We start from the raw sequence: 25,689 nt of genomic DNA, 5'->3' as shown, positions 1-25,689 counted from the left end.
GTTGTGCTCCGTTGTTATGCGCCCGGCAGGCCGAGGATGCGTTTCGAGATGACGTTCAGCTGCACTTCGCTGGTCCCGCCCTCGATCGAGTTGGCTTTGGCGCGCAGCCATTCGCGCGCGACTTCGCCACCGTGACTGCGCTCGCCCTCCCACTCCAGCGCAGTGCTGCCGCCGGCCGCCATCAGCAATTCATAGCGCCGCTTGTTCAGCTCCGCACCGTAGAACTTCAGCACCGACGAAAACGCCGGATGCACCTTGCCCTGGCGCGCCAGGTCGCCGCTGCGTTCCAGCAGCAGGCGGAAGGCGACTTCGTCGATCTCGAAGCGCGCGATGTCGGCGCGCAGTACTGGCTCGTCCAGCTTGCCGCCCTCGTCCAGTCCAATCGATTGCGACGCGAACTGCCCCAGCTTCGGCGGCTGCGCCACTTCGCCCATGGCGCCGATCATGTCGCGCTCATGGGTCAGCAGATACTTCGCAATCGTCCAGCCGCCATTCAGTTCGCCGACCAGGTTGCGCTTTTCCACGCGTACGTCATCAAAAAAGGTTTCGCAGAACGGCGACTTGCCCGAGATGAGGGTGATCGGCCGCGTCGACACGCCGGGCGTGGCCATGTCGAACAGCACGAAGCTGATGCCGGTATGCTTGCTGGCCGCCGGGTCGGTACGCACCAGGCAGAAAATCCAGTCGGCCTTGTCGGCGTACGAGGTCCAGACCTTCTGGCCGTTGACGACGAAGTGGTCGCCACGGTCTTCGGCGCGGGTCTGCAGCGAAGCCAGGTCGGAGCCGGCGTTCGGTTCCGAATAGCCCTGGCACCAGCGAATCTCGCCGCGCGCGATTGGCGGCAGGTGTTCGCGCTTCTGTTCTTCGCTGCCGTACTTCAGCAGCGCCGGTCCGAGCATCCAGATACCGAAGCTTTGTAGCGGCACGCGGCAGCCGAGCGAGGCCATCTCCTGGCGCAGCACCTTGGCCTGCTCGCGCGAGAGGCCGCCACCGCCGTATTCCACCGGCCATTCGGGCACGGTCCAGCCCTTGGCGGCCATGCGCTCGAGCCAGGTGCGCTGGGCCTCGGACTTGAACTGCATCTTGCGGCCGCCCCAGGTGATTTCGTCGTCACCGGCCATCGGTACCCGCATCTCGGGCGGGCAGTATTCTTCGAGCCAGGCGCGGACTTCCTGGCGGAAGGCTAAGAGTTCATCCATTCTGGTCTCCTTAAATCGTTACGCCGCCATCGACCACGATGTTCTGGCCGGTGACGAAGCTGCCTGCGCGCGAGGCCAGGTAGATGGCGGTGCCGGCGATTTCGTCGGGGTCGCCGATGCGGCGCAGCGGCGCGCGCTCGTTGACTTCCTTCAGGCGCGCCGGGTCTTCCCACAGGGCGCGGGCGAAGTCGGTCTTGATCAGGCCGGGGGCGATGCAGTTGACGCGCACGTTGTACGGGCCGAATTCGACGGCCAGGTTGCGGGCCAGCTGCATGTCGGCCGCTTTCGAGACATTGTAGGCGCCAATGACGGGCGAGCCGCGCAGGCCGCCGATCGAGGAGACGATGATGATGGCGCCGTCCTTGCGGGCTATCATCTGCGGCGCGACCATGTTGATCAGCCAGTGGTTGGCGAGGACGTTGTTTTCCAGGATCTTGCGGAACTGGTCGTCGGCGATGCCGGCCATCGGGCCGTAATACGGGTTCGAGGCGGCGTTGCAGACCAGGATGTCGACCTGGCCGAAGGTGTGATTCGTCTCGTCGACCAGGCGCTGCAGGTCTTCCTTGGACGAGATGTTGGCGGGGATGGCGATGGCGCGGCCTTCGCCGTGGGCGGCGGTGATCTCGGCGACGACTTCAGCGCAGGCGGCTTCCTTGCGCGATGAAACGACTACCTTGGCTCCCTGCTCCGCCATCCGCACCGCGATCGCACGGCCGATGCCGCGCGAGGAACCGGTGATGATGGCGACTTTACCGCTCAGGTCGAACAGTGACATGTGTCTCCTCCGTTTGTTTTTGTAGGGTGGACGGGTTTTCCGTCCACCCTACGTTAGCGCGGTCTGCCTAACTGTGCAATACCTCTTTTACGAAAAATGCAAAACCCATCCCGCGCGCATGGGATGGATGCGATACCGAACTCACTAAAACCGTTCACGACTCGGACAGCAAGCCCTCAAAAAGGGGCCGTACGAACAGCTCCAGCGCATTCTCGCCATTCACGTCTTCCACCCACCGATCCAGCAGCACGGCCGCATTCACCATCCCGCTCACCAGCGCCCCGGCGATCGCCTGGTCCAGCGGCCGGATCGACCCATCCTGCATGCCATCCACCAGCAGGCTCACGAAACGCTGGTCCAGCTGCGCCGTGGCTGTCAGCTTGGCTTCGCGGATATCGTCCGGCAGTTCGCTCCACGCCGAAGTGCGCAGCAGCGGCCCGTGTTCCGAGAAGTGGTACCGTACCAACGCGCGCGACACGGCGCACAGCTTGTCCCAGCCCGAGCCGCCGTTGGCCATGGCCACGCGCTGCATCTCGCGGATCACCGTGAACTTGCGTTCGAAGCAGGCGGCGATCAGGTCTTCCTTGTTCGGGTTGTGGTGGTAGAAGGCGCCCTTGGTCACGTTCAGGCGCGCGGAGATGCGTTCGACCGAGGCGCCGCGGTAACCCTGCTCGTTGATCAGCGCCGTGGCCGCACGCAGAAATGCGTCCTGCGCGCTGTCGCCTGCCATCGGCGGCGCCGTCAGGGCCGTGTCCAGCGCACCGAGGCGCCACGCCGATTTGCCGGAACGGATACCGCCAATCAGGATGTCGCCCATGCGCTCGGCAGCGATACCGAAGTCCTCGGGGTCGTAGCGGCCACTCCACGACATCGTCCACAGCGTGAGCGTCAGCAGCAGGTGGGTGCGCGCATTCAGCGACAGCCGTTTGGCCGGCTTGATGGGGCCGAGCAGCAGCAGGCGCCGGCAGCTGCGGAACATCTCGATGTAGGCGGCGAACACGACCTCGCTGTGCGGGCTGGCCAGCACGTGCACGTCGCGGAAGGTCATCATTTCGCTGGCCCCGCCGGCGGCGGTTTCGGCCAAGCGCGCCAGGAACAGGCGCACGAAGCTGCGTACCCGCCCTTCCGGCGTCGGTTCCTCGGCGGCCTGGGCGATGATGCCGCTCACCGTCTCGATCGAACGCAGCAGGCAGGCGACGACCAGGTCTTCCTTCTTCTTGTAGTAGTAGGTGATGCTGTTGGTGCTCAGGCCCACGGCGGCAGCCACGTCCGACAGCGTGGCGCCCTTCATGCCGCGTGCATTGAACAGCCGCGCCGCCTCGTGCAGGATGGCCTCGCGCTTTTGCACGTAGCGCTGCGTCATGCGGCTGGCGTTGACGGGTTCTTCCATGGCGGCACCGGGACAGTTGAGCAGCACGCATTATAGCGTGGCGAAAAACACAAGTGACCATCGATTGCACGCCACCACACGCCCAGACCGAATTTTCTAAAATGTGTCGCTCCATCGACTACAAGCCACCCGCACCGTGCTATGATTTTCCAACCTACATACCATAACCCCTAAAAAGGCGAGACACATGATCAGCTTCGCAGGAAAGACAGCCATCGTCACCGGCGCCGGCGGCGGCCTCGGTCGTTGCTATGCACTCGAACTGGCCCGCCGCGGTGCGCGCGTGGTCGTCAACGACCTGGGTGGCGCGGCCGATGGTCGCGGCACGGGCGGCGCGGCCGACGCCGTGGTCGAGGAGATCAAGGCCATGGGCGGCGAGGCGATTGCCAACCGCGCCAGCGTTACCGACCGCGACGGCGTCGCCGCGATGGTCCAGCAGGCGCTGGACGCGTTTGGCCGCATCGACATCCTGGTCAACAACGCCGGCATCCTGCGCGACAAAAGCTTCCTCAAGATGGAGCTTGACGACGCCCAGGCCGTCCTGGACGTCCACCTGATGGGCTCCTTCAACTGCACCAAGGCGGTGTGGGCGATCATGGCCGAACAGGGTTATGGCCGCATCGTGATGACGACCTCGCCCTCCGGCTTGTATGGCAACTTCGGCCAGGCCAACTACGGCGCCGCGAAGATGGGCCTGGTCGGCCTGATGAACACCCTGAAGATCGAAGGCGCCAAGCGCGACATCCGCATCAATGCCATCTCGCCGGTGGCCGCCACGCGCATGACCGAAGGCTTGCTGCCGCAGGAGCAGTTCGACAAGCTCGGCCCCGAGCACATCGTGCCGGGCGTGGTCTACCTGGCCAGCGATGACGCGCCCACCGGTGTGATCCTGCAGGCGGCCGGCGGCAACTTCAGCGTCGCCACTATCGTCGAGAGCCCCTGGGTCGACCTCGGCCCGCAATCGAGCGCCGACGACGTGGCCGCGCAGTGGGAACGCATCAGCGATTTGTCGGGCGCGCGTCCGCGACACCAAAGCAAATAAGCCATGACGACCAAAGCGGCGCCCGAGCTTGACGCAACCACCGGCGCCGACGATCGACAGGCGGCCTACGACGCCCAGGTCGCCCGCGACCTGCCGCGCAACTATGCCGCCAACCTGGTTCACGGCTTCCTCGGCGTCACCGGCTTCCGGCTGGTCACGGCGCCGACCTTCGTCCCCGCCTACATCTACCTGCTTTCGCAATCGAACCTGACGGTCGGCCTGGCCCTGGCCGGCCAGTCGCTGGGCATGGCGCTGTCCTCGATCTGGAGCGCCACGCTCATCGAGCACCGCAAACGCGTGATGCCGGTGGTGTTCGGCGTCGGCTGGCTGATGCGCGCCCAGGTGCTGGGCCTGGCTCTCTCCGGCTTCCTGCTCAGGGGCGACGCGGCGCTGGTGGCCGTATGCGTGTTCCTGGCGCTGTTCGGCTTCTTCTGGGGCATGCAGGCGGTCAGCTTCAACTTCGTGATGGCCAAGGTGATTCCCGCCAACCGGCGCGGTGAACTGGCCGGCATGCGCAACTTCCTCGGCGGGTTGTCGGCCTCGGTCGTGGCCTATTTCGGCGGCAAGCATCTGGTCGAGGCGAACGCCTTCGGCAACGGCTATGCGTCCACCTTCATGGTCGCATTCATATTGACCAGCATCGGCATCTCGGCGCTCAGCTTCCTGCGCGAGCCCGAATCGCTGGCCGTGCGCGCCGCATCCAGCCTGATACAGAGATTGCGCGACATCCCCGCCATCCTGCGCCGCGACCGCCAGTTCACGCGCTTCTTCATCGCCCGCGCGCTCGCCGCACTCGGCATGACGGCGGCGCCCTTCTACGCCATCCATGCCGGCAAGTTCGTCGATTTGTCCGGCGCCACGCTCGGCTATTTGTCGCTCTCGTTCCTGTTGGCCCAGACCGTGAGCAACCTGGTCTGGGGCCGCATCGCCGACAAGCGCGGCTACCGCCTGGTCTTCCTGCTCAGCGTGGGCCTGTGGCTGGTGTCGACCTTGGCGCTGATGGTCTCACACAGCCTGCCGCTCTTCATCCTGGCCTTCTGCGGTCTCGGCGCGGGCCTGGGCGGCTACCAGATCGCCTCGCAGAATTTCGTACTGGAGTTCGGCTCGCACCACGAGCTGCCGATGCTGATCGCGGTGTCGGACACGGCGTCTCACTTGATGATGGCCGTGGGGCCGCTGCTGGGCGGCGTGCTGGCCCACCACTTCGGCTTCACGCTGGTGTTCTGGATCGCGATTGCGGTGAAAGCGGTCTCGTTGCTGGCGATGCTGCGCATGCGCGAACCCCGTGCCGCGGCGGGCGATGCCGCGGGCATGTCGTCCGACCCCGGCTGAACCCTAGTGGGTCAGATGCCAGGGAGTGGCTAGCCGGCTGCGCGCATAGAGTTCGGTTCCTTCGTTATACAGCGGGTTGGGCATGAGGTAGACCAGGACCTCGTGGTCCAGCAAGCCGTTCGGCGCCACCTGATTCAGTGCAAATACATTGACGATCGGGCTGGCGTTGAAGTCCCAGGCAAAGGCCTGGCCTGCGGATTCGAAGCGCACCACGTCGCCGCCGATGACGTTGACGTAGCGGGTTGCGGGGGTAATGTTGACGATGCGGGCGGCGACATCCGCCGGCACCGTTGTGCCAAGCAAGTCCTGACGCGGCGTGACCGGCGCGCAGGCGCTCACCATCACGGCCAAGGCCGCGGCTGTTAGGTATTTCATTTCGTACTCCTCCCTGCCGGCGCACGAATGCGTTTACCGGCAAAGGCGTTGGAGCGCGATTTTCAACGAGGGTTCCATACGGTCCAGCAGGTCGCGGACGACCCGCCGGACGGCGGTTCAACAGCTCAGCGGCTCAGCGAGAAACGCCGCGTTCCTTGAGGCTGGCGATCTTCTCTTCCGACAGCCCCAGCAAGTCGGCCAGCACCTCGTTCGTGCCTTCGCCCAAACGCGGCGGCGCACTGCGGATCGGCAGGCGCTCGCCATTGAAGCGGTACGGCGACGCCAGCACAGCGACCTGCCCCACTTCCTCGTGCGCCATGTATTGCACCAAGCCGCCGTCCGTGGCGCGCTGCGAGGTCAGTGCCTCGTGCAGGCCCGCCACTTCGCCGCAAGGAATGCCGACCCGGCTCATCGCGTCGAGCAGGTCGCGGCGCTGGCGCTTGGCCAGTTCGCTGCGGATCATCGGCATCAGTTCGTCGCGGTGCTGGGTGCGGGTCAGGTTGGTTTTAAAACGCTCGTCGCTGGCGATGTCGGCACGGTCGATCACGTCCGTGCAGAAGCGCAGGAACTGGCTGTTGTTCCCGACGGCGATCACCAGCGGGCCATCGGCCGCTTCGTACACGCCGTAGGGCATGATCGACGGGTGGCCGTTGCCGAAGCGCGGCGGGTCGTTCCCGCGCAGCAGGGCTTCCAGGCCGTAGTAGGCGGTGATCATCAGGCCGCAGTCGAACAGCGCCATGCCTACATGCCGTCCTTGTCCACTTTTTTCGCGTTCATACAGCGCGGCGAGGACGCCCTGGGCCGCGTACATCCCGGTCATCATGTCGACTGCCGCCACGCCGAACTTCAGCGGCGGCTGGGTCGGCTCGCCGTTCAGCGCCATGAGGCCGGACTCGCCCTGGATCACCAGGTCGTAACCGGGACGCGTGGCTTCCGGACCGGTGCGGTCGTAACCGGTAATCGAGCAGTAGATCAGGCCAGGCTGCTCCTTGCTGAGTTCATCGTAGCCCAGGCCCATGCGCTCGACGTCGCCGAACTTGAAGTTCTGGATCACGACGTCGCTCTTGCGTACCAGCTCGCGTGCGATTTCCTGGCCTTCCGGAGTCTTCAGGTCGAGACAGACGGAACGCTTGTTGCGGTTCACGCTGTTGAAGTAGGCGGTCTCGGTGGACCCGACGCGCATGCCCCAGTCGCGGGTATCGTCGCCGCGCTCGGGATGCTCGACCTTGATCACTTCCGCGCCCAGGTCGCCGAGGACCATGGCGCACCAGGGGCCGGCCAGCACGCGCGACAGGTCCAGCACGCGCACGCCTGCCAGCGGCAGATTGGATTTGCTGTTCAACTTGATCTCCACTGTTCTACCTGCCGGCGTCCACAATCGCGGCGCCGGCAGCTTGTTCTTGTTACTGCTTCAGGCGCAGCGCCTTGAAATCCGGTGCGCGCTTGCCGAAGAAGGCGGCGATGCCTTCCTGCGCTTCGTCGTCGCCCTGCGACTCGACCATCAGCTGCGCTTCCAGGTCGAGTTGTTCGTGCAGGCTGTTCGAGCCCGCCTGAGCGCACAGCGTCTTGATGCGCGCATTGGCATTCGCCGGGCCATCGGCCACGCGCGCTGCCAGCGCAACCGCTTCCGCCAGTGCCGCACCGCGCTCGGTCAGCCGATTCACGGCGCCCAGCGCATGCAGGCGCTCGGCCGTGAGGCGCTCGCCCAACAGGCACAATTCCGTCATCAGCTGGCGCGACAGGAACTGCGACAGGAAAGCCGTCGCACCGCCATCCGGGCTCAGGCCGACTTTGACATAAGCCATCGCAAAGAAGGCATCGCGCGCCGACACCAGCATGTCGCATGCCAGCGCCAGCGACAGTCCGGCGCCGGCTGCTCCGCCTTCCACCGCCGCAATGACGGGCTTCGGGCAGGCGCGGATCGCGCGGACGGTCTCGTGCAGGCGCTCGATCTTCACGCGCCGCTCGGCAGGCGCCAGTTCGCGCCGCGTTGCCAGCGCACGCAAGTCGCCGCCGGCGCAGAAGAACTCGCCGTCGCCGACCAGTACGATCGCGCCGATGGTGGGATCGGCTGCGGCATCCAGCAAGGCTGCCTGCAGCGCGTCGTACAGCTCCGGACGGATGGCATTCCTCGCCGCCGGGTTGCTGTTGACGAGGACGCGCACCGCGCCCTCGGTCCGCACGATCAGTGCGTCGCTCATGCCGTAGCCGGGTCTTGCTGAACTGCGCGGCCCAGCGCGATGTAACGCTCCAGGTGATGGTCCTCGTCGCCCAACTGGTGGTCGATCAGGACCAGGCGCTTGGCGAAGTGGGCCATCGGCAGTTCCCAGGTCATGCCGATACCGCCGTGCAGCTGGATGCATTCTTCCGCCACCAGGGTGCCGATGCGGCCGATGCTCATCTTCGCTGCCGACAGCGCGCGCTCGCGCGTGACGCGGTCCGCATCCAGGGCCGCAGCGGCGTTGATGACGGTCGAACGGGCCTGCTCGATTTCCAGCAGCAGGTCGGCCATGCGATGCTGCAGGGCCTGGAAGGAACCGATCGGCACGCCGAACTGCTTGCGGGTGCGCAGGTAATCCAGGGTCGCTTCCTTCGCCGCTTCCATCGCGCCGACAGCTTCCGCACACAGCGCCAGGATGCCACGGCCGACCGCGCGCTCCAGCGTGGCGTAGCCCTTGCCTTCTTCACCCAGCAGCGCGGCTTCGCTCAGCTGCACATTGGCGAAGGTGACGTCGGCGACGCGGCCGCCGTCCATGGTCGGGGTGCCACGGGTCGAGACGCCCGGCGCGCCTTGCGGCACCAGGAACAGCGAGATGCCGTCTTCGGAACCGACCTCGCCCGAAGTACGCGCCGAGACGACGAAGACATTCGCCTGCTCGGCCGCCTGCACCACGGCCTTCACGCCGTCCAGCACCCAGGCATCGCCCTCGCGGCGTGCGGTGGTCTGCACGCGTGCCAGTTCGTAGTGGGTGTTCGGCTCGTCGTGCGCGAAGGTAGCGATGGTGGCGCCGGCCGCGATTTCTTCCAGCACGGCCTTTTGCTCGGCATTGCCGGCAAACGAGATCGCCTCGGCCGCCAGCACGGCGCTGCCCAGCACCGGTTCCAGCACCAGGCCACGGCCCAGGGCCTCGAAGACCACGGCGATGTCGAAACCGCCGCCGCCGAAGCCGCCGTCTTCTTCGCGCAGCAGCGCGCCGATCACGCCCAGCTCCGCGAATTTTTCCCACATCTCGGTCGAGTAGCCCTGCTCGGTCGCCGCGGTACGGTTGCGCGTTTCAACGTGATACTGCTCGGCGATAAAGCGGTTCAGGCTATCGGCGAGCATGCGCCGTTCTTCAGTGTGTTCGAAGTTCATGTCTGTCTCCCTCTTACAGGCCGAGGATCATCTTGGAGATGATGTTTTTCTGGATCTCGTTGGAGCCGCCGAAGATCGACAGCTTGCGATTGTTGAAGTACTGCGCCGTGGCCGCTGCCGCGAAGTCCGGGCCGAATGGCTCGCCGGCGAAGTCGGCATCCAGCATGTCCTGGGTGAACGGACGCGCGTACACGCCCATCGCGCGGCGCGTCAGCGACAGGATCTCCTGGCGGATCTCGGTGCCGCGGATCTTCAGCATCGAGCTTTCCGCACCCGGCACGCCGCCGCCGGCCACCGCCGCGATCACGCGCAGGTTGGTGGTCTTCATGTTTTCCAGGTCGATCTCGACGCGCGCGAGGCGGCTGGCAAACGTTGGATCTTCAGTCAGCGGCTTGCCGTTGCGGGTCTGTTCCGCTGCGATGCGCTTCAGGCGCGCCAGTGCCGCTACCGAGAAGCCGACGCCGGCGATATTCGTGCGCTCGTAGGTCAGCAGGTACTTGGCGCAGGTCCAGCCGCGGTTCTCTTCGCCCACCAGATTCTCGGCCGGTACGCGCACGTCGGTGAAGAAGACTTCGTTGACTTCGTGCTCGCCGTCGAGGGTGATGATCGGACGTACTTCGACGCCAGGCGTGTTCATGTCCACCAGCAGGAAGCTGATGCCTTCCTGTTTCTTGGCTTCGCGGTTCGTGCGCACCAGGCAGAAGATCATGTTGGCGTGCTGGCCCAGCGTGGTCCAGGTCTTCTGGCCATTCACGATGTAGTGGTCGCCCTCGGCATCGGTACCGCGCACGGCGGTGGTCTTCACGGCCGCGAGGTCGGAGCCGGCACCCGGTTCCGAGTAACCCTGGCACCACCAGTCCGAGCCGTCCAGGATACGCGGCAGCCAATACTGTTTCTGTGCTTCGTTACCGTACTTGATGAGCACTGGGCCCAGCATGTTGACGCCGAAGGGCACGATGCGCGGCGAGTTCGCCAGCGCGCACTCGTTCTCGAAGATGAACTTCTCGATGGCGGTCCAGCCTGGGCCGCCGTACTGTTCCGGCCAGTGGTTCGCCAGCCAGCCGCGTTCGTTCAGGATCGCGTGCCACTCTTCCATGTCGGCCTTGGTCAGGTGCTTGCCGTTGGCGACTTTATCCGACAAGCGCTTCGGCAGCTTCTCGGCCAGGAAGGCGCGTACTTCGGCGCGGAATGCTTCTTCTTGGGGGGTGAAATTCAGATCCATGACTATCCTCAGAAAATCTCGAACAGGCCAGCCGCGCCCATGCCGCCGGCGATGCACATCGTGACCACGGCGTACTTCACGCCACGGCGCTTGCCTTCCAACAGGACGTGGCCGGCCAGGCGCGCGCCGGTCATGCCGAACGGGTGGCCGATGGAGATCGCGCCGCCGTTCACGTTCAGGCGCTCGTCGGGGATGCCAAGGCGCTGCTGGCAGTAGATGGCTTGCGACGCGAAGGCTTCGTTCAGTTCCCACAAGCCGATGTCGTCGACGGTGAGGCCAAAGCGGGTCAACAGCTTTGGCACCGCGAACACCGGGCCGATGCCCATTTCGTCCGGCTCGCAGCCGGCGACGGCCAGGCCACGGAAGGCGGCGAGCGGCGTCAAGCCGAGGCGTTCCGCTTCCTTTGCTTCCATCATCACGCAAGCCGAGGCGCCATCCGACAGCTGGGATGCATTGCCTGCCGTGATGAATTTACCTTCACCCATCACCGGGGCCAATTTCGCCAGGCCCTCGTAGGTGGTGCCGCGGCGGTTGCAGGTGTCCTGGTCGACGGTCACTTCGCGCTGGGTGACGGCGCCGGTTTCCTTGTCGGTGACCGACATGGTCGTGGTGCAGGCGATGATCTCGTCCTTGTAGCGGCCGGCAAGCTGGGCTTCCTCGGTCTTGCGCTGCGACTCGAACGAGAAGCGGTCCTGCGCTTCGCGGCTGATGCCGTAACGGGCGGCGACGATGTCGGCGGTGTCGATCATCGGCAGGTAGAGTTCCGGCTTGTTCTCGAGGATCCATGGGTCGATGCCCGAGTCGCCCTTTTCGCGGGTGCGGATTTGCGAAATGCTTTCCACGCCGCCGGCAATCACGGCCGGTGCGCCGTCGACCACGATGCGGCCGGCGCCGATGGCAATCGCCTGCAGGCCCGAGGCGCAGAAGCGGTTGACGGTGGTGCCGGCGATGCTGATCGGCAGGCCGGCGCGGATGACGGTCTGGCGCGCGACATTACGGCCGGTGGTGCCTTCCGGGTAGCCGCAGCCGAGGATCGCGTCCTCGATCAGGGCGGGGTCGATGCCGGCGCGGTCCACTGCGGCGCGCACGGCAAAGGCGGCCAGCTGCGGGCCGGAGGTGATATTGAATTCGCCGCGGTGCGCCTTGGTCAGCGGGGTGCGGGCGGTTGAAACGATGACTGCTTCGCGCATGGCGAGTCTCCTAGGTTGTTCTATTTACTTGATTTGATTCAGGCTGCTGAAGTCCTGGCCCTTCTCGACCAGCTCCACCAGCAGCGGCGACGGCTGCCAGAAGATCGGGTCTTCCTTCGCGAATTCCTGGATGTCGGCGAGGATCTTCGGCAAGCCGACGGTATCGGCATACTTCATCGGGCCGCCGCGGTAGCGCGGGAAGCCGTAGCCGTGCACGAAGGTCACATCCACATCGAGCGGACGCAGGGCGATCCCCTGGTGCACCACGTTCGCGCCTTCGTTGATCATCGCGGCCAGGTAGCGGCGCACGATCTCTTCGTCGCTGAATTCGCGCGGGGTCACGCCGGCGCGTTCACGTTCGGCGTCGATGATGGCTTCGACTTCCGGGTCCGGCGTGCCGATGCGCGCGCCTTCCGGGTACAGGTAGTAGCCGCGGCCGGTCTTCTGGCCGAACCAGCCACGCTCGGCGATGCGGTCGGCGATCTGCACGTAGCGCGCCTTCGGATCGCGGGTGGCGGCGCGGCGCTTGCGGGTGGCCCAGCCGATGTCGCCGCCGGCAAGGTCGGACACCTGGAATGGGCCCATCGGGTAGCCGAAGTCGCGCAGTGCCTTGTCGATCTGGTACGGGGACGCGCCGTCTTCCATCATGTAGTGCGCGGCCTGGCCGTAGACAGCCAGGATGCGGTTGCCGATGAAGCCGTCGCATACGCCGGCACGCACCGGGGTCTTTTTCAATTTCTTGGCCAGCTCGAAGGCGGTGGCGACGACATCGTTCGCCACTTTCGCAGGCACGACGATCTCGAGCAGCTTCATGATGTTCGCCGGCGAGAAGAAGTGCAGGCCGATCACGTCTTGCGGACGCGAGACGCTGTCGGCGATCTCGTTGATGTCCAGGTAAGAGGTGTTCGTGGCCAGCACGGCGCCCTGCTTGCAGACGCGATCCAACTCGGCGAAGACGGCCTTCTTCACGCCCATCTCTTCGAACACGGCTTCGATCACCAGGTCGACATTGGCCAGCGCATCGTAGGCGGTGCTGCCGGTCCAGCGCGCCATGACGGCGGTCTTGCCCTCTTCCGTCATGCGGCCTTTCTTGACCAGGCCATCGTAGACTTTTTCCACGTTCTTGCGGCCGCGCGCCAGCGCTTCTTCGTCGCGCTCGATCATGGTCACCGGCAGGCCGGCGTCCAGTGCCGCGACGGCAATGCCGGCGCCCATGGTGCCGCCGCCGACGATGCCGACGCTGGCAATCGCGCGCGGTTTCGCGTCACGGGTTTCAGGCGACTTGGCCGTTTCGCGCTCGGCAAAGAAGGCGTGCACCAGGCCGGCGCGCTGCGGGCTGTCCAGGCATTCGATGAAGAGCTTGCGTTCCAGCGCCAGGCCGTCGTCGAACGGCAGGTCGATGGCGCCTTGCACCGCGTCGACGATCTTCAAGGGCGAGAACAGGCCGCGCGATTTTTTTGCGGTATCTGCACGCGCGGCGTCAACCACGGCGCTTTGCGCAGCACGGTCGGCCAGCGCTTCGGCGTCGCGGGTGCGGCGCACCGGCGCTTTTGCGTCCAGCAGTTCCTGGGCATAGGTGAGGCCCACGGCCACCGGGTCGTCGCCTTCGACGATGCGGTCGACCAGGCCGAGCTTTTCGGCTTCCTTGGCGCTGGCGTGGCGGCCGGTCAGCATCAGGTCCAAAGCGGCTTGCGCACCGATCAGGCGCGGGGTACGCTGGGTGCCGCCGGCGCCCGGCAGCAGGCCGAGGGCGACTTCCGGCAGGCCGAACTTGGCGGTCGGCAGGGCCACGCGGTAGTGCGCGGACAGGGCCACTTCCAGGCCGCCGCCCAGGGCGACGCCATTGATGGCGGCAACCACCGGCTTGGTCGAGGCTTCGATGCGGTTGCAGACGTCAGGCAGGGCCGGCGCCATCGGCGGCTTGCCGAATTCGCGGATGTCGGCGCCGCCGATGAAGTTGCGGCCCGCGCCGACGATCAGCACGGCCTTGACGGCCGGATCGGCGTCGGCGGCTTCGATGGCCTCGAGCAGGCCGCGGCGCACATCCACGCCGAGGGCGTTGACGGGCGGGTTGTCGATGCTGACCAGAAGGATGTCGCCATGCTGCTCACGAGCGACCTGAGCCGCGACTTGTGCATTTGCGCCGGAATTCATGTGTCCTGTCTCCTTGTTCTGTAGTTGGTTCGCTGTGCGAAATTGTGTTTTGCATCTTGCAGCGAATTCAACGATAACCCATTTTTGGCGCGAATGTAAACGTCTCGCCGACCCCGATTTCACGTCCAGAAAACCACAAATCCGCATACCGAACCCGGATTTACCCAGTTGTCATAGGAACGTCAATATTTGGTGTTTCGCACTGCGAACGACCATTTCACAAAACTGTTGACACTCCCGTTTTTGATATGTGATCATCATTTCCAGACTCAGCCAAAGATGCTGGGCAACGGAGACAATGAGATGGAAGAAATCCAGTCATACACTGAGGAAGAAAATGCCAAGGACCGTCAATTCGTGACTGCCCTGGCGCGCGGGCTCGAAATCCTGCGCTGCTTCCGTCCTGGCGAGGCTTACCTCAGCAACAGCGAGATGGCCAAGCGCACGGCCATGCCGAAGCCCACGATCTCCCGCCTCACTTACACGCTGACCAAGCTCGGCTACCTGAATTATTCGCCCGAACAGGGCCGCTACCAGCTCGGCGCGCCCGTGCTGGCGCTCGGCTACACGCTGCTGGCCAATCTCGACGTGCGCAAACTCGCCCGCCCCGGCATGCAGGAACTGGCCGAATACGCCCAGTGCTCGGTGGCGATCGGCATCCGCGACCGCCTGCACATGGTGTACGTGGAGGCCTGCCGCGGCAGCGCCGCCGTCACCCTGCGCCGCGACGCCGGTTCGCGCATTCCGCTCGCGACGACCGCGATGGGCAAGGCCTACTTGTGCGGCCTGCCCCAGGCCGACCGCGACTTCCTGATGGACCACATCCGCCTGCACGCGGAAAACAACTGGCCGAAGATCAAGGCCGACATCGAACAAGGCTTCAAGGACTTCCAGGACCGCGGCTTCGTGCTGTCGTCGGGCTACTGGGACGCGAACATCAGCGCCGTCGGCGTGCCGCTGGTCGACCCCGACACAGCGAAGTCGATGGCTTTCAACTGCGGCGGCCCGGCCTTCCTGCTGCCGCAGGAGAAGCTGATCGAAGACCTCGGCCCGCGCCTGGTGCAACTGGTACGGAATGTAGAAATGAGCATGGGCCGCAACATCGGCTGATGACAAGAACATGCGACGGCCCGGCACCCCGGGCCATCGCAGACAAACCCGGTCCCCGCAACGGGATCCGATTCGTGGCAACAATCTGAATAGGTGGAGACAATGAGCAAGGCTAAAACAATCGCCCTCGCAGTATTCGCGGCACTCAGCGCAGGGTCGGCAAGCGCCGAAGAATTCCTGGTCGGCGTGCAGATCCCGTTGACCGGCCCACTGGCCCGCGTCGGCATGGGCACGCAGGAAGGCATCCGCGTCGCTGCGGAAGTCTTCAACAAGACCAACGGCAAGCACACCATCAAGCTGGTCACCGTCGACGACGAATCGGCGCCGGCCAAGGCGGTTGCGGCAGTCGAGAAGCTGGCCAGCCAGGGCGTGGTCGCCGTGACCGGCGGCTACGGCTCGAACAACATCTCGCCTGCGTCGGACGCGGCGAACAAGCTGGGCCTGGCCTACATCACTTCGGGCGGCGTCGACGACGGCCTGGTGAAAGCCGGCCGCAAGAACTTCTTCCGTATTAATAACACCGAGGGCTACCAGAAAGCCCTGGTCGGTTTGATCTCGGACCTGGGCGTGAAGTCGGTCTCGATCATCTACTCGACCAAGGATGCGACCCACGGCCTGGCTGCCGACGTCGAGAAGACTCTGAGCGCGAAAGGCATCAAGGTCGGCATGCACGCTTTTGATCCGGCCATCACCGACTTCAAGCCTATCCTGAACAAGGTCAAGCTGCGCGACAAGTCGGAATTCATCGCCATGGTCGGCTACGAAAACGAATACGTCGGCATCCTGCGCGCGGCACGCGTGCTGAAACCGAACGTCAAGGCGATCGCCGGCGTGTGGTCGCTGGCCACCCCGAAAATGGCGGCCGACTTCCCGGACCTGATGCCGAACGTGTACGGCACCGCCGTCCTGCCCTTTCCTGTCACCTTCACCTCGCCGGACGGCAAGGCATTCGGCGACGCCTACAAATCGCTGCTGAACAAGGAGCCTGACTACCTGGGCCAGTTCGGCTACGTGCAATCGATGCTGCTGTTTGAAGCCATCGCACGCGCCGCCGACAAGGGCACCATCAAGAAGGGCGGCGTGATCGAAGAAATGCGCAAGACCGACAAGCAGACCTTGATCGGCCGCGTGCAGTTCGACGCCAACGGCGACAACAAGAACTTCACCCAGCGCATGGGCCAGCACCAGGGCAAGAAGGTCGAACTGGTGTGGCCGAAGGAAGCGGCTACCGCCAAGCCGAAATTCCCTGGCGTGCCTTGGTAATACGCTTCTCGCTGGTCTCCTCTATATATAGAGCGTTACCCGCAACCGTAGTTTGAAGTAAGCGGGCAGGACTCCCCTGCCCGCACGAATTCGATGGGAATGCAGAAATGACGGACTTGATCTTACAAGCCGTGTATTCCGGGCTGTTACAGGGCGGGTCGTACGCCCTGATCGCACTTGGCCTGGCGCTGGTCTTCGGCGCCATGAAAGTGATCAACCTGGCACACGGCGAACTGGTACTGCTGGCGGCGTACATCGCCTACACGGTCGAATCGAAACTCGGCTGGAATCCAATCATGGCCATCCCGGCCGCGGTGATCATCGTGACGATCACCTCCGCCCTTCTTTACTTCGTGGTCGGCAAAATCAAGACCAACCGCGAAATCAATTCGCTCACCCTGACCTATGGCGTCGGCGTGATCCTGACCAACCTGGTGCTGATGATCTGGAGCGCCGACGTGCGCGCCACCAGCTCGAGCTGGATGCAGGAAGCCTTCGTGGTCGGCGAACTGTACTCGATGCGTTCCGAAGTGCTGTTCTTCGGCGTGAGCATCGTGCTGATCGTCGCCCTCTGGTGGTGGCTGTCGCGCTCCTGGTATGGCCGCGCCGTGCGCGCCGTGTCGAGCAACCGCGACGCCGCCAAACTCATGGGCATCAACCCGGGCAAGACCGAACTGGTGTCGTTCATCGTGGCCGGCATCCTGGCCGCCTTCGCCGGCGTCGCCCTCTTTAGCTACGGCGTCATCACCCCTGCCTACGGCGGCGTGCTGACCGTGAAAGCCTTCATCATCACCGTGCTGGCCGGTATCGGCTCGATCCCGGGTGTGCTGATCGGCGCAGTCCTGCTGGGCATTGCCGAGTCGCTGACCGTCACGCTCGCCAGCTCGGCGCTGCAAGAGTTGGCCGGCATGGGTCTGTTCCTGCTGGTGTTGTTCGTCATGCCGAACGGTCTGTTTGGTGCTGCCCGGAGGCGCGGATGAAAATCAATAAGTTACTCATTGCCGTCCTGCTGGCGGTGTATATCCTGGTCCCGGTGCTGCTGGGCGGCGACGCCTACGTGATGTCGCTGGTGATCGCCTCGCTCGTCATCGGCGGTATCGCCCTGTCGTGGGCCCTGCTCGGTAACCTGGGCGGCATGGTGAGCTTCGGCCACGCAGCCTTCTTCGGTGTCGGCGCCTACACGTCGGCGGTGCTGAGCATGCAGCATGGCCTGCCGATCTTCCTCGGCCTGCTGATGGGCGGCGTTGGCGCCGTGGTGTCGGCGGTGCTGATGCTGCCGGTGCTGCGCCTGCGCGGCCCCTACTTCGCACTGGCGATTTTGGCCTACGCCCACATCTTCCGCATCCTCGCCACCGAGTGGGAATCGGTGACCGGCGGTTCGGCCGGCATCGCCAGCATTCCGCAGCTGCCGACCCTGTTCGGGATCGACTTCTCGACCAAGATCGGCAACTACCTGGTGATCCTGACCATCGTGCTGGTGTTTGCCTGGATCTACGACCGCATCCGCCGCAGCCCGCAAGGCCTGGCCCTGCGCGCCATGCACGACAGCGAAGACGCGACCCGCGTGGTAGGCGTGAACAACACCCTGCTGAAAGCGCTGATGCTGCTGGTCTCGGCCTTCATGTGCGGCGTGGTCGGCGCCTTCAACGCCCACTACATCAACTTCCTCGAGCCGGATTACGCCTTCAGCGCGCTGTGGGTGACGATCCCGATCGTGGCGGCCATCTTCGGCGGCTACCGCACCATCACCGGCCCGCTGATCGGCGCCGTCGTGGTCTACCTGGTCGACCAGCTGTTCGTGAAGAACATCATGCCGACCGGCCACCAGCTGGTGCTCGGCCTGGTCCTGGTGGTGATGATCATCGCCAGCCCGGATGGCCTGCTTGGCCTGTTCCGCAAGTTCAAGAGGAAAAAAGATGCTGCAGCTTGAAAACGTCACCGTCCGCTTCGGCGGCCTCACGGCGGTCAATGACGTGACCCTGTCGGTGGGTACCGGCGACGTCGTCGGCCTGGTCGGCGCCAACGGCGCCGGCAAGACCACCCTGTTCAACGCCATTTCCGGCCTGGTACGCCCGACCACCGGCCGCATCGTCTTCAACGGCACCGACGTGCTGAAGGCGCCGATGTACCAGCGTGCCCGCATGGGCATCGGCCGTACCTTCCAGATTCCGCAGCCGATGCACGAGCTGACGGTGCGCCAGAACCTGGAAGTGGCCCAGCGCTTCGGCACCGGTTCCATCGACCAGAAGCGCATCGACGAGATCCTCGCCTTTACCAACCTGGCGGCCAAGTCGGAACGCGACGCGTCCACGGGCCTGGCGCTGACGGAACTCAAAGCCTTGGAAGTGGCGAAAGCCCTGTCGACCAATCCGAAGCTGCTGCTGCTGGACGAAGTGCTGGCCGGCCTGGAAACCAACGGCAAGCGCGCCTTCATGAACATGCTGAAGGATTTGCACAAGGAGTTCGCAGTCGGGATCGTGATCATCGAACACGACATCGAGACCATCAGCAATCTGTGCGAACGCGTCGCCGTGCTGAACTTCGGCGGGCTGATTGCCGAGGGCACGCCGGCCCAGGTGTTCAGCGACCCGGCCGTCATCAAGAGTTATACGGGAGGCTGAGATGTTAGAAGTTCAAAACGTACGCGCGGGCTACGGCGCCATCAACGTGCTGTGGGACCTGTCGCTCAGCGTCCAGCCAGGCAAGCTGACCACCATCATCGGCCAGAACGGCGCCGGCAAGACCACCCTGCTGCGCGCCATCATGGGCCTGATCCCGGTGTCGCAGGGGTCGATCACCCTGGATGGCAAGCCGCTCAACGGCATGCCGACCTGGGACATGAACCTGGTCTCGATGGCCATGATCCCGGAAGGCCGCATGGTCTTCCGCGACATGACGGTCGAGGAAAACCTGATGATGGGCGCCTTCTCGCCACAGCATCGCGCAGGCGCCGCGGCCAACCTGGAAAAATCGTATGTCATGTTCCCGCGCCTGCGCGAACGCCGCAAGCAGCTGGCCGGTTCGCTCTCGGGCGGCGAGGCGCAGATGCTGGCCATGGCGCGCGGCCTGATGAGCGACCCGAAGGTCCTGATCATCGACGAGCCTTCGCTCGGCCTGGCGCCGGTGATGGTGAACGAACTGTTCGAGATTCTGGGACGCCTGAAGCAGGATGGCCGCACCATCATCCTGGTCGAGCAGAACACCCACCGCGCGGTGGGCGTGGCCGACCACGTGTACCTGATGCAGAGCGGGAAAGTGGTGCTGTCGCAGGCCGCGTCCGAGGTCAGCCTGGACCACCTGCACGATCTGTATTTCGCGCGCTGATCGGAGTGTTTTGATATGAGTCTGTTGGAAGAATACGGTCCGCGCGAGTCGATGGAATACGACGTGGTGATCGTCGGCGGCGGGCCTGCGGGCTTGTCGGCCGCGATCCGCCTGAAGCAGCTGGCCGCCGACAAGGGCCAGGAAGTGTCGGTCTGCGTGCTGGAAAAAGGCGGAGAAATCGGCGCCCACATCCTGTCGGGCGCGGTGATGGACCCGATTGCGCTCAATGAACTCTTCCCGAACTGGAAAGAGCTCGGGGCGCCGCTGCACACCCCAGTGACCGAAGACCAAGTGCTGTTCCTCACCGAGACCAAGGCGATCCGCACGCCCGGTTTCATGGTGCCGAAGATGCTGACCAATCACGGCAACTACGTGATTTCGCTGGCGAATGTGACGCGCTGGCTGGGCCAGCAGGCCGAAGCGCTGGGCGTCGAGATCTTCCCCGGCTTCCCTGCCGCCGAAATCCTCTACAACGAGGATGGTTCGGTGAAAGGCGTCGCCACCGGGAACATGGGGGTGAAGCGCGATGGCGAACCGGGGCCGGACTTCCAGCTCGGGATGGAGCTGCATGCGAAGTACACCTTCTTCGCCGAAGGTTCACGCGGCCACCTCGGCAAGCAGCTGATGGCCAAGTATGAGCTGAACAAGGACGCCGACCCGCAAACCTACGGCATCGGCATCAAGGAGCTGTGGGAGATCGACCCAGCGAAACACAAGCCGGGCCTGGTGATCCACACGGCCGGCTGGCCGCTCGATAACGACACCTACGGCGGCTCCTTCCTGTATCACCTGGAGAACAACCAGGTGGCGGTGGGCTTCGTGGTGGGCCTGGCCTACCAAAACCCGTATCTGTCGCCGTACGAGGAATTCCAGCGCTATAAAACGCATCCGGCGATCCGTCACTTCTTTGAGGGCGGCAAGCGCATCTCGTATGGTGCGCGCGCGATCACGGCGGGCGGGCTGCAGTCGCTGCCGAAAACCGTGTTCCCGGGCGGCTGCCTGATCGGCTGCGATGCGGGCTTCCTGAACACCAGCCGCATCAAGGGCAGCCATGGTGCGATCAAGACCGGCATGCTGGCGGCGGAATCGGCCTTTGCGGCGCTGGGCGCGGGGCGCCAGCACGATGAATTGAGCAGCTACCCGGTCGCCTTCAAGCAATCGTGGCTGCACGAAGAACTGTACGTTGCCCGCAACTTCAAGCCGTGGATGAGCAAGGGCCTGTACCTGGGCACCGTCATGACCGGCATCGACCAGATGGTCTTCAAGGGCAAGGCGCCCTGGACCCTGCGCCACAAGCACGCGGACCACGAGTGTTTGCGCCCGGCTTCGGACTTCCAGCCGATCGTGTATCCGAAGCCGGACGGGAAGCTCACCTTCGACAAGCTGTCGTCGGTGTTCATCTCGAACACGAACCACGCCGAAGACCAGCCGGTGCACCTGACGCTGAAGAACCCGGCCGTGCCGGTGCAGATCAACCTGGCCAAGTATGCGGGACCGGAGGGGCGCTACTGCCCTGCCGGCGTGTACGAGTACGTGAAGAGCGACGCGGGCGAGGACCGCCTGCAGATCAACGCCCAGAACTGCGTGCACTGCAAGACCTGCGACATCAAGGACCCGACCCAGAACATCGTCTGGGTGACGCCGGAAGGCGGCGGCGGCCCGAACTACCCGAACATGTAAACCATTTTTGAAGAAGAGACCATCATGACCAAAACGGCTTTCCACTGGGACGACCCCCTGCTGCTCGACCAGCAACTGACCGACGACGAGCGCATGGTGCGCGACGCGGCCGCTGCCTACTGCCAGGACAAGCTGCAGCCACGCATCCTCGATGCCTTCCGCCACGAGACCATGGACACCTCGATCTTCCGCGAGATGGGCGAACTGGGTCTCCTCGGCCCGACCATTCCGGAACAGTACGGCGGCCCTGGGCTGAATTACGTCGCCTACGGCCTGATCGCGCGCGAAGTCGAGCGCGTGGACTCGGGCTACCGCTCGATGATGAGCGTGCAGTCGTCGCTGGTGATGGTGCCGATCTACGAGTTCGGCAACGAAGCGACCAAGCAGAAGTATCTGCCGAAGCTGGCCACCGGCGAATGGATCGGCTGTTTCGGTTTGACGGAACCGAACCACGGTTCGGACCCGGGTTCGATGGTGACCCGTGCGCGCAAAGTGGACGGTGGTTACTCTCTGACCGGCTCGAAGATGTGGATCACGAATTCGCCGGTGGCGGATGTGTTCGTGGTGTGGGCCAAGGACGATGAAGGCGCGATCCGCGGCTTCGTGCTGGAAAAGGGTATGGAAGGTCTGTCGGCTCCTGCGATTCACGGCAAGTTCGGCCTGCGTTCGTCTATCACCGGCGAGATCGTGATGGACAATGTGTTCTGCCCTGAAGAGAATGCCTTCCCGGACGTGCGCGGCCTGAAGGGTCCGTTCACCTGCCTGAACTCGGCGCGCTATGGCATCGCCTGGGGTGCGCTGGGTGCGGCCGAAGCCTGCTGGCATACGGCGCGCCAGTACACCATGGACCGCAACCAGTTCGGTAAACCCCTGGCGGCGAACCAGCTGGTGCAGAAGAAACTGGCCGACATGCAGACCGAGATCACCCTGGGCCTGCAAGGCTGCCTGCGCCTGGGCCGCATGAAAGACGAAGGCACGGCGGCGGTCGAGATCACCTCGATCATGAAGCGCAATTCGTGCGGCAAGTCGCTGGATATCGCTCGTACCGCACGCGACATGCTGGGCGGGAATGGTATTTCGGACGAGTTCGGGATCATTCGCCACATGGTGAACCTGGAGGTGGTGAATACCTATGAAGGTACGCATGATATTCATGCACTGATACTGGGTCGTGCACAAACCGGTATTGCTGCGTTCTAAGCCCTGCCCTACGAAAAACGCCGGCTGCGATTTATGTCGCGCCGGCGTTTCTTATTTGGGACTTCAACTCAAAAGACGGCTCTGATCCGTGCTGATGCTTCTGGCCTGGCTATGTAGGCGATCGCATTGGCAGTCAATGCTAGGTCAGTTTCTTGAACACGATATACGCGAGATAGAGCGAGGTTTCGCGCCACAGGAAGTTGCTCCAATAACGCCATGATTGGTAGCGGCTCGACGTCGTGGGTGCCGGCTTTGCGTGCAATCCGATATCGGTAGCCATGCGCATGGCTCTGCGCATGTGGAGCGGATCGCTCACCACGAGCACCGTGTCCAGCCTCGCCGTTGTCATCAACTTCTTTGCATTGGTCAGGTTTTGCCACGTGCTGCGGGATTCGGTGTCGAGCAGAATGGCCTTGGCGGGGATGCCGTGAGCCAGTGCAAATTTCCGGCCTACTTCCGCTTCCGTCAAATAGCCTGGTTTCGGCGTCCCGCCCGTGAAGATGATCCAGCGTACCCTCCCCGTCTGGTAGAGCATCAGTGCTTCGTTGAGGCGCTCGCGGTACACAGGAGATGGCTGGTCGCCCCAGGCGGCAGCGCCGAGTACGACCGCCGCATCGGCCGGTTCGTCTGAACGTTCATTTCCAAACTCCGCGACTCGCCAGGCGGCGATGCCGTAGCCCAGCACGATCGCCAACACGACCAGGAACACGAACTTGCCCAATGCGAGCCATATTTTTGAAATCATTGTTTTGCTAATTCCAGGAGGCGCACCCCGATTATCTTGAAGAGCACCAGCTCCTCTGCAGAAGGGTTTTCCCGCCCAAAGACGATGCGCGGCATATAGCCCGATCACGCTCAGGGCCAAGGACCGCATCTCGGTATTGTAACAATGCATTAACTTGACTGCTGAATGAACGCTGGCGCCAAGTCGCGACCAGGGGATCGAAGATTCGGCCGGCGCGAAGGCTTTGCTTACTCGGTAGCGTCGGTGAACTCGACGATGATCTTCCCAATGCTGGTGGTCTGTGCGCTCTCGAACTCGAGGATGCTGTCGCGGTACTTCGGATTCGTGATCCGGATCGTATGCCTTCCCGGCGTCAGCGCCAGGCGCCTGAGTGGCGGGCTGACACCATGTTCGACCCCATCCACATAAACGACTCCCCAAGGCACGATTTGCAGTTGGTAGCTGGCCTTGCCCGGCACCGCGCTTGGCAGCAAGGCTGAACGCGCGCGGACGGCGGCGACGTCCTTCGGTGGCGGCGCTGCGGCAGCGCGGGCGGACGCGGCTGGCGGGCCCTTTGCCGCCACGCTGCCGCTTGCAGCGGCCGGACTGGACTTGACCCGGGTCGTGCCGTCCTGCGGATCGGTACCTCCACTTAGTGTCGCGCCCTGCGACGAGGAGCCAGAGGCAGGATTAGCGACAGGATCGCTTGCCGGATTCCCGTTCAGGCCAGGGTCCGTAATGCTCGCCGTGCCGCCGACCGCGCTGCCCGTTGCATCGGGCGCTGTCACGGGTGCGTCGGTATGGCCCGGATCGTCTGGCGCAGCGTTGGCGATGTGGGCCGTCGGCGCTTCGGTAGACGCAGTCCCCGTGGAGGCGGCGCCGGAATCCGCCGCTGGCAGACCCTGATGCGAGGAAGCGGCGGCCTGCGGCGCCGTCGACACCACATGCTCGCGCGGGCCGGGATTGCGCAATTGAGTAGACAACAACAGGACGACCATGACTGCAATCGCTCCGCCACCGGCTGCGAAGGCCCAGCGCTGGCCGCGGCGCGCACCCGCACGATGCACTCCGACGTTTGCGTCCTGCGCGTCCGGTGGTGCAGACGCGGCGGCCAACAAGGGCCCCGATGGTAACTGCGCCGATGTGGACGCGGTTGACGGCAAGCCCGGCACAACTGGCGCGCCCACTACCCCGGTGGCGCTGTCGTCGGCCGCACCTGTAGGCACACTGCCGATAGCGGCCACGGATGCATTAGGCACGGCAACCATGCCGGATCCGCTCACCCCGGTCATGACCGGTGCAGCGAGGTCGTTGCCGCGCGGCGCTGGCACCTCGGACGCGGTGACGGCGCCGGCTGGCGGCGCGGACGCAGCGATGCCGAGCATGCTGCGCACCGCATCGACACAAGGCGGGCGCCGCGCCGGATCCGGGTCCATACAGGCATCGACGGTAGCAATCAGGGCGGCACCATAGCCATCGGCGCGTCCGGCCAACGGCCCGGTGGGTGCGAGCTCTTTAGTGATGGCGTAGTGGATGACGCGCGCCAGTGCCGTCAAGTCGTCGGCCTGGCGCGACTCGGGTGCCGGAGCGGCATCGATATCGTCCGAGATCAGCAAGGGCTCGCCGTTCGCATGAAACACGATGGTATCGGGCGTGATGACGCGGTGCGGCATGTGCATCGCGTACTGGAGTTCGAGCGATTGCAGGATCTTACGGAAGATCTTGCGGCACCAGGCATCGTTCACCTGCTCGGAACTGTACTCGACGACATCCCTGACGCTTCGGCCTTCGAGGTCTTGCTGCGCGAATCCGGATGAAATTGGACTGGTCATGGTTTGCGAGCCACATAGCTCATCTCTGCCGGATCATGCCAGATTTGCAGGATCGGCGCCCATCGGTCGACCTCAAGCGTGCGGGACAGTCTCCAGTATTTGGCATGAATTAGGAAGATGCTGTCGATACACCGAATCGATGGATCGTGAGCTAGGCTCAGGTCTGAAATTCGGACACGGCCTCAGCTTTATGCTAGTTTGGCTTGACCTCAGCACTAGTTGGCCGCATGGACCTAATTGGTTAAGGACGAGCTCGTGTCTGGATGTCAGACCTGAGGTGACCCGGCTTATGCAGTTTGCGTCGCACCTGATTTTTCCAGCAACGTTCGCAATATCGGTATAGATCAACGACATCCGTGTCGTCTTCGACCTCAGGTTTCGCTTCCAGCGTTGCAAGATCTGGCCGCGCCCGTTTTCGATCGAGCGAAGATCTTATCGCCAGCATTGGCGGTGAGTCTGGCACTAAGCTCAGACTGAAAGATAACGCATGAGCTCTAAGCTAAGTTCGCGCGCTGGAGCTTG

Annotated in this window: 22 protein-coding genes; 10 read left to right on the top strand and 12 right to left on the bottom strand. The window is 64.2% G+C overall.

What is annotated here, in order from left to right:
- Nucleotides 1–14: 14 nt before the first annotated feature.
- From LK540_RS22915 to LK540_RS22905, 3 genes are all read right to left on the bottom strand, one after another.
- Nucleotides 15–1,199 carry an acyl-CoA dehydrogenase family protein gene (locus tag LK540_RS22915; protein WP_229439709.1) on the bottom strand — a complete coding sequence of 395 codons (1,185 nt, stop codon included), beginning with the start codon at nucleotides 1,197–1,199 and terminating at the stop codon, nucleotides 15–17.
- Between the two features lie 10 nt (nucleotides 1,200–1,209).
- Entirely contained in the window at nucleotides 1,210–1,974 is a 765-nt protein-coding gene (locus tag LK540_RS22910; RefSeq protein WP_229439708.1) for an SDR family NAD(P)-dependent oxidoreductase, read from the bottom strand.
- Nucleotides 1,975–2,128: 154 nt separating this feature from the next.
- Nucleotides 2,129–3,364 (bottom strand): TetR/AcrR family transcriptional regulator, encoded by a 1,236-nt coding sequence (locus LK540_RS22905; protein ID WP_229439707.1) that lies wholly within the window; start codon nucleotides 3,362–3,364, stop codon nucleotides 2,129–2,131.
- A gap of 187 nt (nucleotides 3,365–3,551) precedes the next feature.
- On the opposite strand from LK540_RS22905, the gene LK540_RS22900 reads away from it, so the two are divergent.
- Nucleotides 3,552–4,406, top strand: coding sequence for an SDR family NAD(P)-dependent oxidoreductase (locus LK540_RS22900; RefSeq protein WP_229439706.1), 855 nt, complete (start codon nucleotides 3,552–3,554; stop codon nucleotides 4,404–4,406).
- 3 nt (nucleotides 4,407–4,409) lie between these two features.
- Nucleotides 4,410–5,738, top strand: a complete 1,329-nt coding sequence (locus tag LK540_RS22895; RefSeq protein ID WP_229439705.1) for an MFS transporter — start codon at nucleotides 4,410–4,412, stop codon at nucleotides 5,736–5,738.
- 3 nt (nucleotides 5,739–5,741) lie between these two features.
- Here the strand turns inward: LK540_RS22895 and LK540_RS22890 are convergent, their stop codons facing one another.
- The 7 genes from LK540_RS22890 to LK540_RS22860 form a co-directional block, all read right to left on the bottom strand.
- Nucleotides 5,742–6,113 carry a CzcE family metal-binding protein gene (locus LK540_RS22890; protein WP_229439704.1) on the bottom strand — a complete coding sequence of 124 codons (372 nt, stop codon included), beginning with the start codon at nucleotides 6,111–6,113 and terminating at the stop codon, nucleotides 5,742–5,744.
- Between the two features lie 133 nt (nucleotides 6,114–6,246).
- Nucleotides 6,247–7,455, bottom strand: a complete 1,209-nt coding sequence (locus tag LK540_RS22885; RefSeq protein WP_229439703.1) for a CaiB/BaiF CoA-transferase family protein — start codon at nucleotides 7,453–7,455, stop codon at nucleotides 6,247–6,249.
- Nucleotides 7,456–7,516: 61 nt separating this feature from the next.
- Nucleotides 7,517–8,314 carry an oxepin-CoA hydrolase, alternative type gene (locus LK540_RS22880; RefSeq protein WP_229439702.1) on the bottom strand — a complete coding sequence of 266 codons (798 nt, stop codon included), beginning with the start codon at nucleotides 8,312–8,314 and terminating at the stop codon, nucleotides 7,517–7,519.
- Complete coding sequence (locus tag LK540_RS22875) at nucleotides 8,311–9,468, bottom strand: acyl-CoA dehydrogenase family protein (protein ID WP_229439701.1); 1,158 nt, start codon at nucleotides 9,466–9,468, stop codon at nucleotides 8,311–8,313. The genes LK540_RS22880 and LK540_RS22875 overlap by 4 nt, the downstream gene beginning before the upstream one ends.
- A 13-nt stretch (nucleotides 9,469–9,481) precedes the next feature.
- Nucleotides 9,482–10,690: an acyl-CoA dehydrogenase family protein gene (locus tag LK540_RS22870; RefSeq protein WP_229439700.1), complete on the bottom strand. Its 1,209-nt coding sequence runs from the start codon at nucleotides 10,688–10,690 to the stop codon at nucleotides 9,482–9,484.
- 8 nt (nucleotides 10,691–10,698) lie between these two features.
- Entirely contained in the window at nucleotides 10,699–11,880 is a 1,182-nt protein-coding gene (locus tag LK540_RS22865) for an acetyl-CoA C-acyltransferase (RefSeq protein ID WP_229439699.1), read from the bottom strand.
- Between the two features lie 24 nt (nucleotides 11,881–11,904).
- Nucleotides 11,905–14,034, bottom strand: a complete 2,130-nt coding sequence (locus tag LK540_RS22860) for a 3-hydroxyacyl-CoA dehydrogenase NAD-binding domain-containing protein (RefSeq protein WP_229439698.1) — start codon at nucleotides 14,032–14,034, stop codon at nucleotides 11,905–11,907.
- 303 nt (nucleotides 14,035–14,337) lie between these two features.
- On the opposite strand from LK540_RS22860, the gene LK540_RS22855 reads away from it, so the two are divergent.
- The 8 genes from LK540_RS22855 (at nucleotide 14,338) to LK540_RS22820 (ending at nucleotide 22,611) form a co-directional block, all read left to right on the top strand.
- A complete protein-coding gene (locus LK540_RS22855; protein WP_229439697.1) occupies nucleotides 14,338–15,144 on the top strand; it encodes an IclR family transcriptional regulator in 807 nt (268 codons plus the stop codon).
- 102 nt (nucleotides 15,145–15,246) lie between these two features.
- Nucleotides 15,247–16,407: an ABC transporter substrate-binding protein gene (locus tag LK540_RS22850; protein WP_229439696.1), complete on the top strand. Its 1,161-nt coding sequence runs from the start codon at nucleotides 15,247–15,249 to the stop codon at nucleotides 16,405–16,407.
- 107 nt (nucleotides 16,408–16,514) lie between these two features.
- Nucleotides 16,515–17,387 carry a branched-chain amino acid ABC transporter permease gene (locus LK540_RS22845; protein ID WP_229439695.1) on the top strand — a complete coding sequence of 291 codons (873 nt, stop codon included), beginning with the start codon at nucleotides 16,515–16,517 and terminating at the stop codon, nucleotides 17,385–17,387.
- On the top strand, nucleotides 17,384–18,337 hold the full coding sequence (locus LK540_RS22840; protein ID WP_229439694.1) for a branched-chain amino acid ABC transporter permease: 954 nt from the start codon (nucleotides 17,384–17,386) through the stop codon (nucleotides 18,335–18,337). Before LK540_RS22845 ends, LK540_RS22840 begins: the two co-directional genes overlap by 4 nt.
- Nucleotides 18,324–19,028 (top strand): ABC transporter ATP-binding protein, encoded by a 705-nt coding sequence (locus tag LK540_RS22835; RefSeq protein WP_229439693.1) that lies wholly within the window; start codon nucleotides 18,324–18,326, stop codon nucleotides 19,026–19,028. Before LK540_RS22840 ends, LK540_RS22835 begins: the two co-directional genes overlap by 14 nt.
- Nucleotide 19,029: 1 nt before the next feature.
- The gene (locus tag LK540_RS22830; protein ID WP_229439692.1) at nucleotides 19,030–19,731 is read left to right on the top strand and encodes an ABC transporter ATP-binding protein; all 702 of its coding nucleotides are present in this window, start codon (nucleotides 19,030–19,032) and stop codon (nucleotides 19,729–19,731) included.
- Between the two features lie 51 nt (nucleotides 19,732–19,782).
- Nucleotides 19,783–21,411 (top strand): electron transfer flavoprotein-ubiquinone oxidoreductase, encoded by a 1,629-nt coding sequence (locus LK540_RS22825; RefSeq protein ID WP_229439724.1) that lies wholly within the window; start codon nucleotides 19,783–19,785, stop codon nucleotides 21,409–21,411.
- 24 nt (nucleotides 21,412–21,435) lie between these two features.
- On the top strand, nucleotides 21,436–22,611 hold the full coding sequence (locus LK540_RS22820) for an acyl-CoA dehydrogenase (protein ID WP_229439691.1): 1,176 nt from the start codon (nucleotides 21,436–21,438) through the stop codon (nucleotides 22,609–22,611).
- Between the two features lie 139 nt (nucleotides 22,612–22,750).
- On the opposite strand, the gene LK540_RS22815 is transcribed toward LK540_RS22820, so the two are convergent.
- Complete coding sequence (locus tag LK540_RS22815; protein ID WP_229439690.1) at nucleotides 22,751–23,356, bottom strand: YdcF family protein; 606 nt, start codon at nucleotides 23,354–23,356, stop codon at nucleotides 22,751–22,753.
- 227 nt (nucleotides 23,357–23,583) lie between these two features.
- A complete protein-coding gene (locus tag LK540_RS22810) occupies nucleotides 23,584–25,167 on the bottom strand; it encodes a hypothetical protein (protein WP_229439689.1) in 1,584 nt (527 codons plus the stop codon).
- Nucleotides 25,168–25,689 lie beyond the last annotated feature (522 nt).

Origin of the sequence: Massilia sp. IC2-278, from assembly GCF_020708045.1 — a bacterium.
Classification (GTDB): domain Bacteria; phylum Pseudomonadota; class Gammaproteobacteria; order Burkholderiales; family Burkholderiaceae_D; genus Telluria.
Note: the sequence above shows the minus strand (reverse complement) of the source record. Positions and strands in the feature narration are given on the sequence as shown.

Bases quoted from the DNA above. Each gene is read 5' to 3' on its own strand.
- LK540_RS22870 (WP_229439700.1), bottom strand. From the start codon at position 10,690: ATGGATCTGAATTTCACCCCCCAAGAAGAAGCATTCCGCGCCGAAGTA.
- LK540_RS22880 (WP_229439702.1), bottom strand. From the start codon at position 8,314: ATGAGCGACGCACTGATCGTGCGGACCGAGGGCGCGGTGCGCGTCCTC.
- LK540_RS22875 (WP_229439701.1), bottom strand. From the start codon at position 9,468: ATGAACTTCGAACACACTGAAGAACGGCGCATGCTCGCCGATAGCCTG.
- LK540_RS22910 (WP_229439708.1), bottom strand. From the start codon at position 1,974: ATGTCACTGTTCGACCTGAGCGGTAAAGTCGCCATCATCACCGGTTCC.
- LK540_RS22900 (WP_229439706.1), top strand. From the start codon at position 3,552: ATGATCAGCTTCGCAGGAAAGACAGCCATCGTCACCGGCGCCGGCGGC.
- LK540_RS22830 (WP_229439692.1), top strand. From the start codon at position 19,030: ATGTTAGAAGTTCAAAACGTACGCGCGGGCTACGGCGCCATCAACGTG.
- LK540_RS22815 (WP_229439690.1), bottom strand. From the start codon at position 23,356: ATGATTTCAAAAATATGGCTCGCATTGGGCAAGTTCGTGTTCCTGGTC.
- LK540_RS22895 (WP_229439705.1), top strand. From the start codon at position 4,410: ATGACGACCAAAGCGGCGCCCGAGCTTGACGCAACCACCGGCGCCGAC.
- LK540_RS22905 (WP_229439707.1), bottom strand. From the start codon at position 3,364: ATGGAAGAACCCGTCAACGCCAGCCGCATGACGCAGCGCTACGTGCAA.
- LK540_RS22860 (WP_229439698.1), bottom strand. From the start codon at position 14,034: ATGAATTCCGGCGCAAATGCACAAGTCGCGGCTCAGGTCGCTCGTGAG.
- LK540_RS22810 (WP_229439689.1), bottom strand. From the start codon at position 25,167: ATGACCAGTCCAATTTCATCCGGATTCGCGCAGCAAGACCTCGAAGGC.
- LK540_RS22915 (WP_229439709.1), bottom strand. From the start codon at position 1,199: ATGGATGAACTCTTAGCCTTCCGCCAGGAAGTCCGCGCCTGGCTCGAA.
- LK540_RS22865 (WP_229439699.1), bottom strand. From the start codon at position 11,880: ATGCGCGAAGCAGTCATCGTTTCAACCGCCCGCACCCCGCTGACCAAG.
- LK540_RS22825 (WP_229439724.1), top strand. From the start codon at position 19,783: ATGGAATACGACGTGGTGATCGTCGGCGGCGGGCCTGCGGGCTTGTCG.
- LK540_RS22820 (WP_229439691.1), top strand. From the start codon at position 21,436: ATGACCAAAACGGCTTTCCACTGGGACGACCCCCTGCTGCTCGACCAG.
- LK540_RS22840 (WP_229439694.1), top strand. From the start codon at position 17,384: ATGAAAATCAATAAGTTACTCATTGCCGTCCTGCTGGCGGTGTATATC.
- LK540_RS22845 (WP_229439695.1), top strand. From the start codon at position 16,515: ATGACGGACTTGATCTTACAAGCCGTGTATTCCGGGCTGTTACAGGGC.
- LK540_RS22855 (WP_229439697.1), top strand. From the start codon at position 14,338: ATGGAAGAAATCCAGTCATACACTGAGGAAGAAAATGCCAAGGACCGT.
- LK540_RS22850 (WP_229439696.1), top strand. From the start codon at position 15,247: ATGAGCAAGGCTAAAACAATCGCCCTCGCAGTATTCGCGGCACTCAGC.
- LK540_RS22890 (WP_229439704.1), bottom strand. From the start codon at position 6,113: ATGAAATACCTAACAGCCGCGGCCTTGGCCGTGATGGTGAGCGCCTGC.
- LK540_RS22835 (WP_229439693.1), top strand. From the start codon at position 18,324: ATGCTGCAGCTTGAAAACGTCACCGTCCGCTTCGGCGGCCTCACGGCG.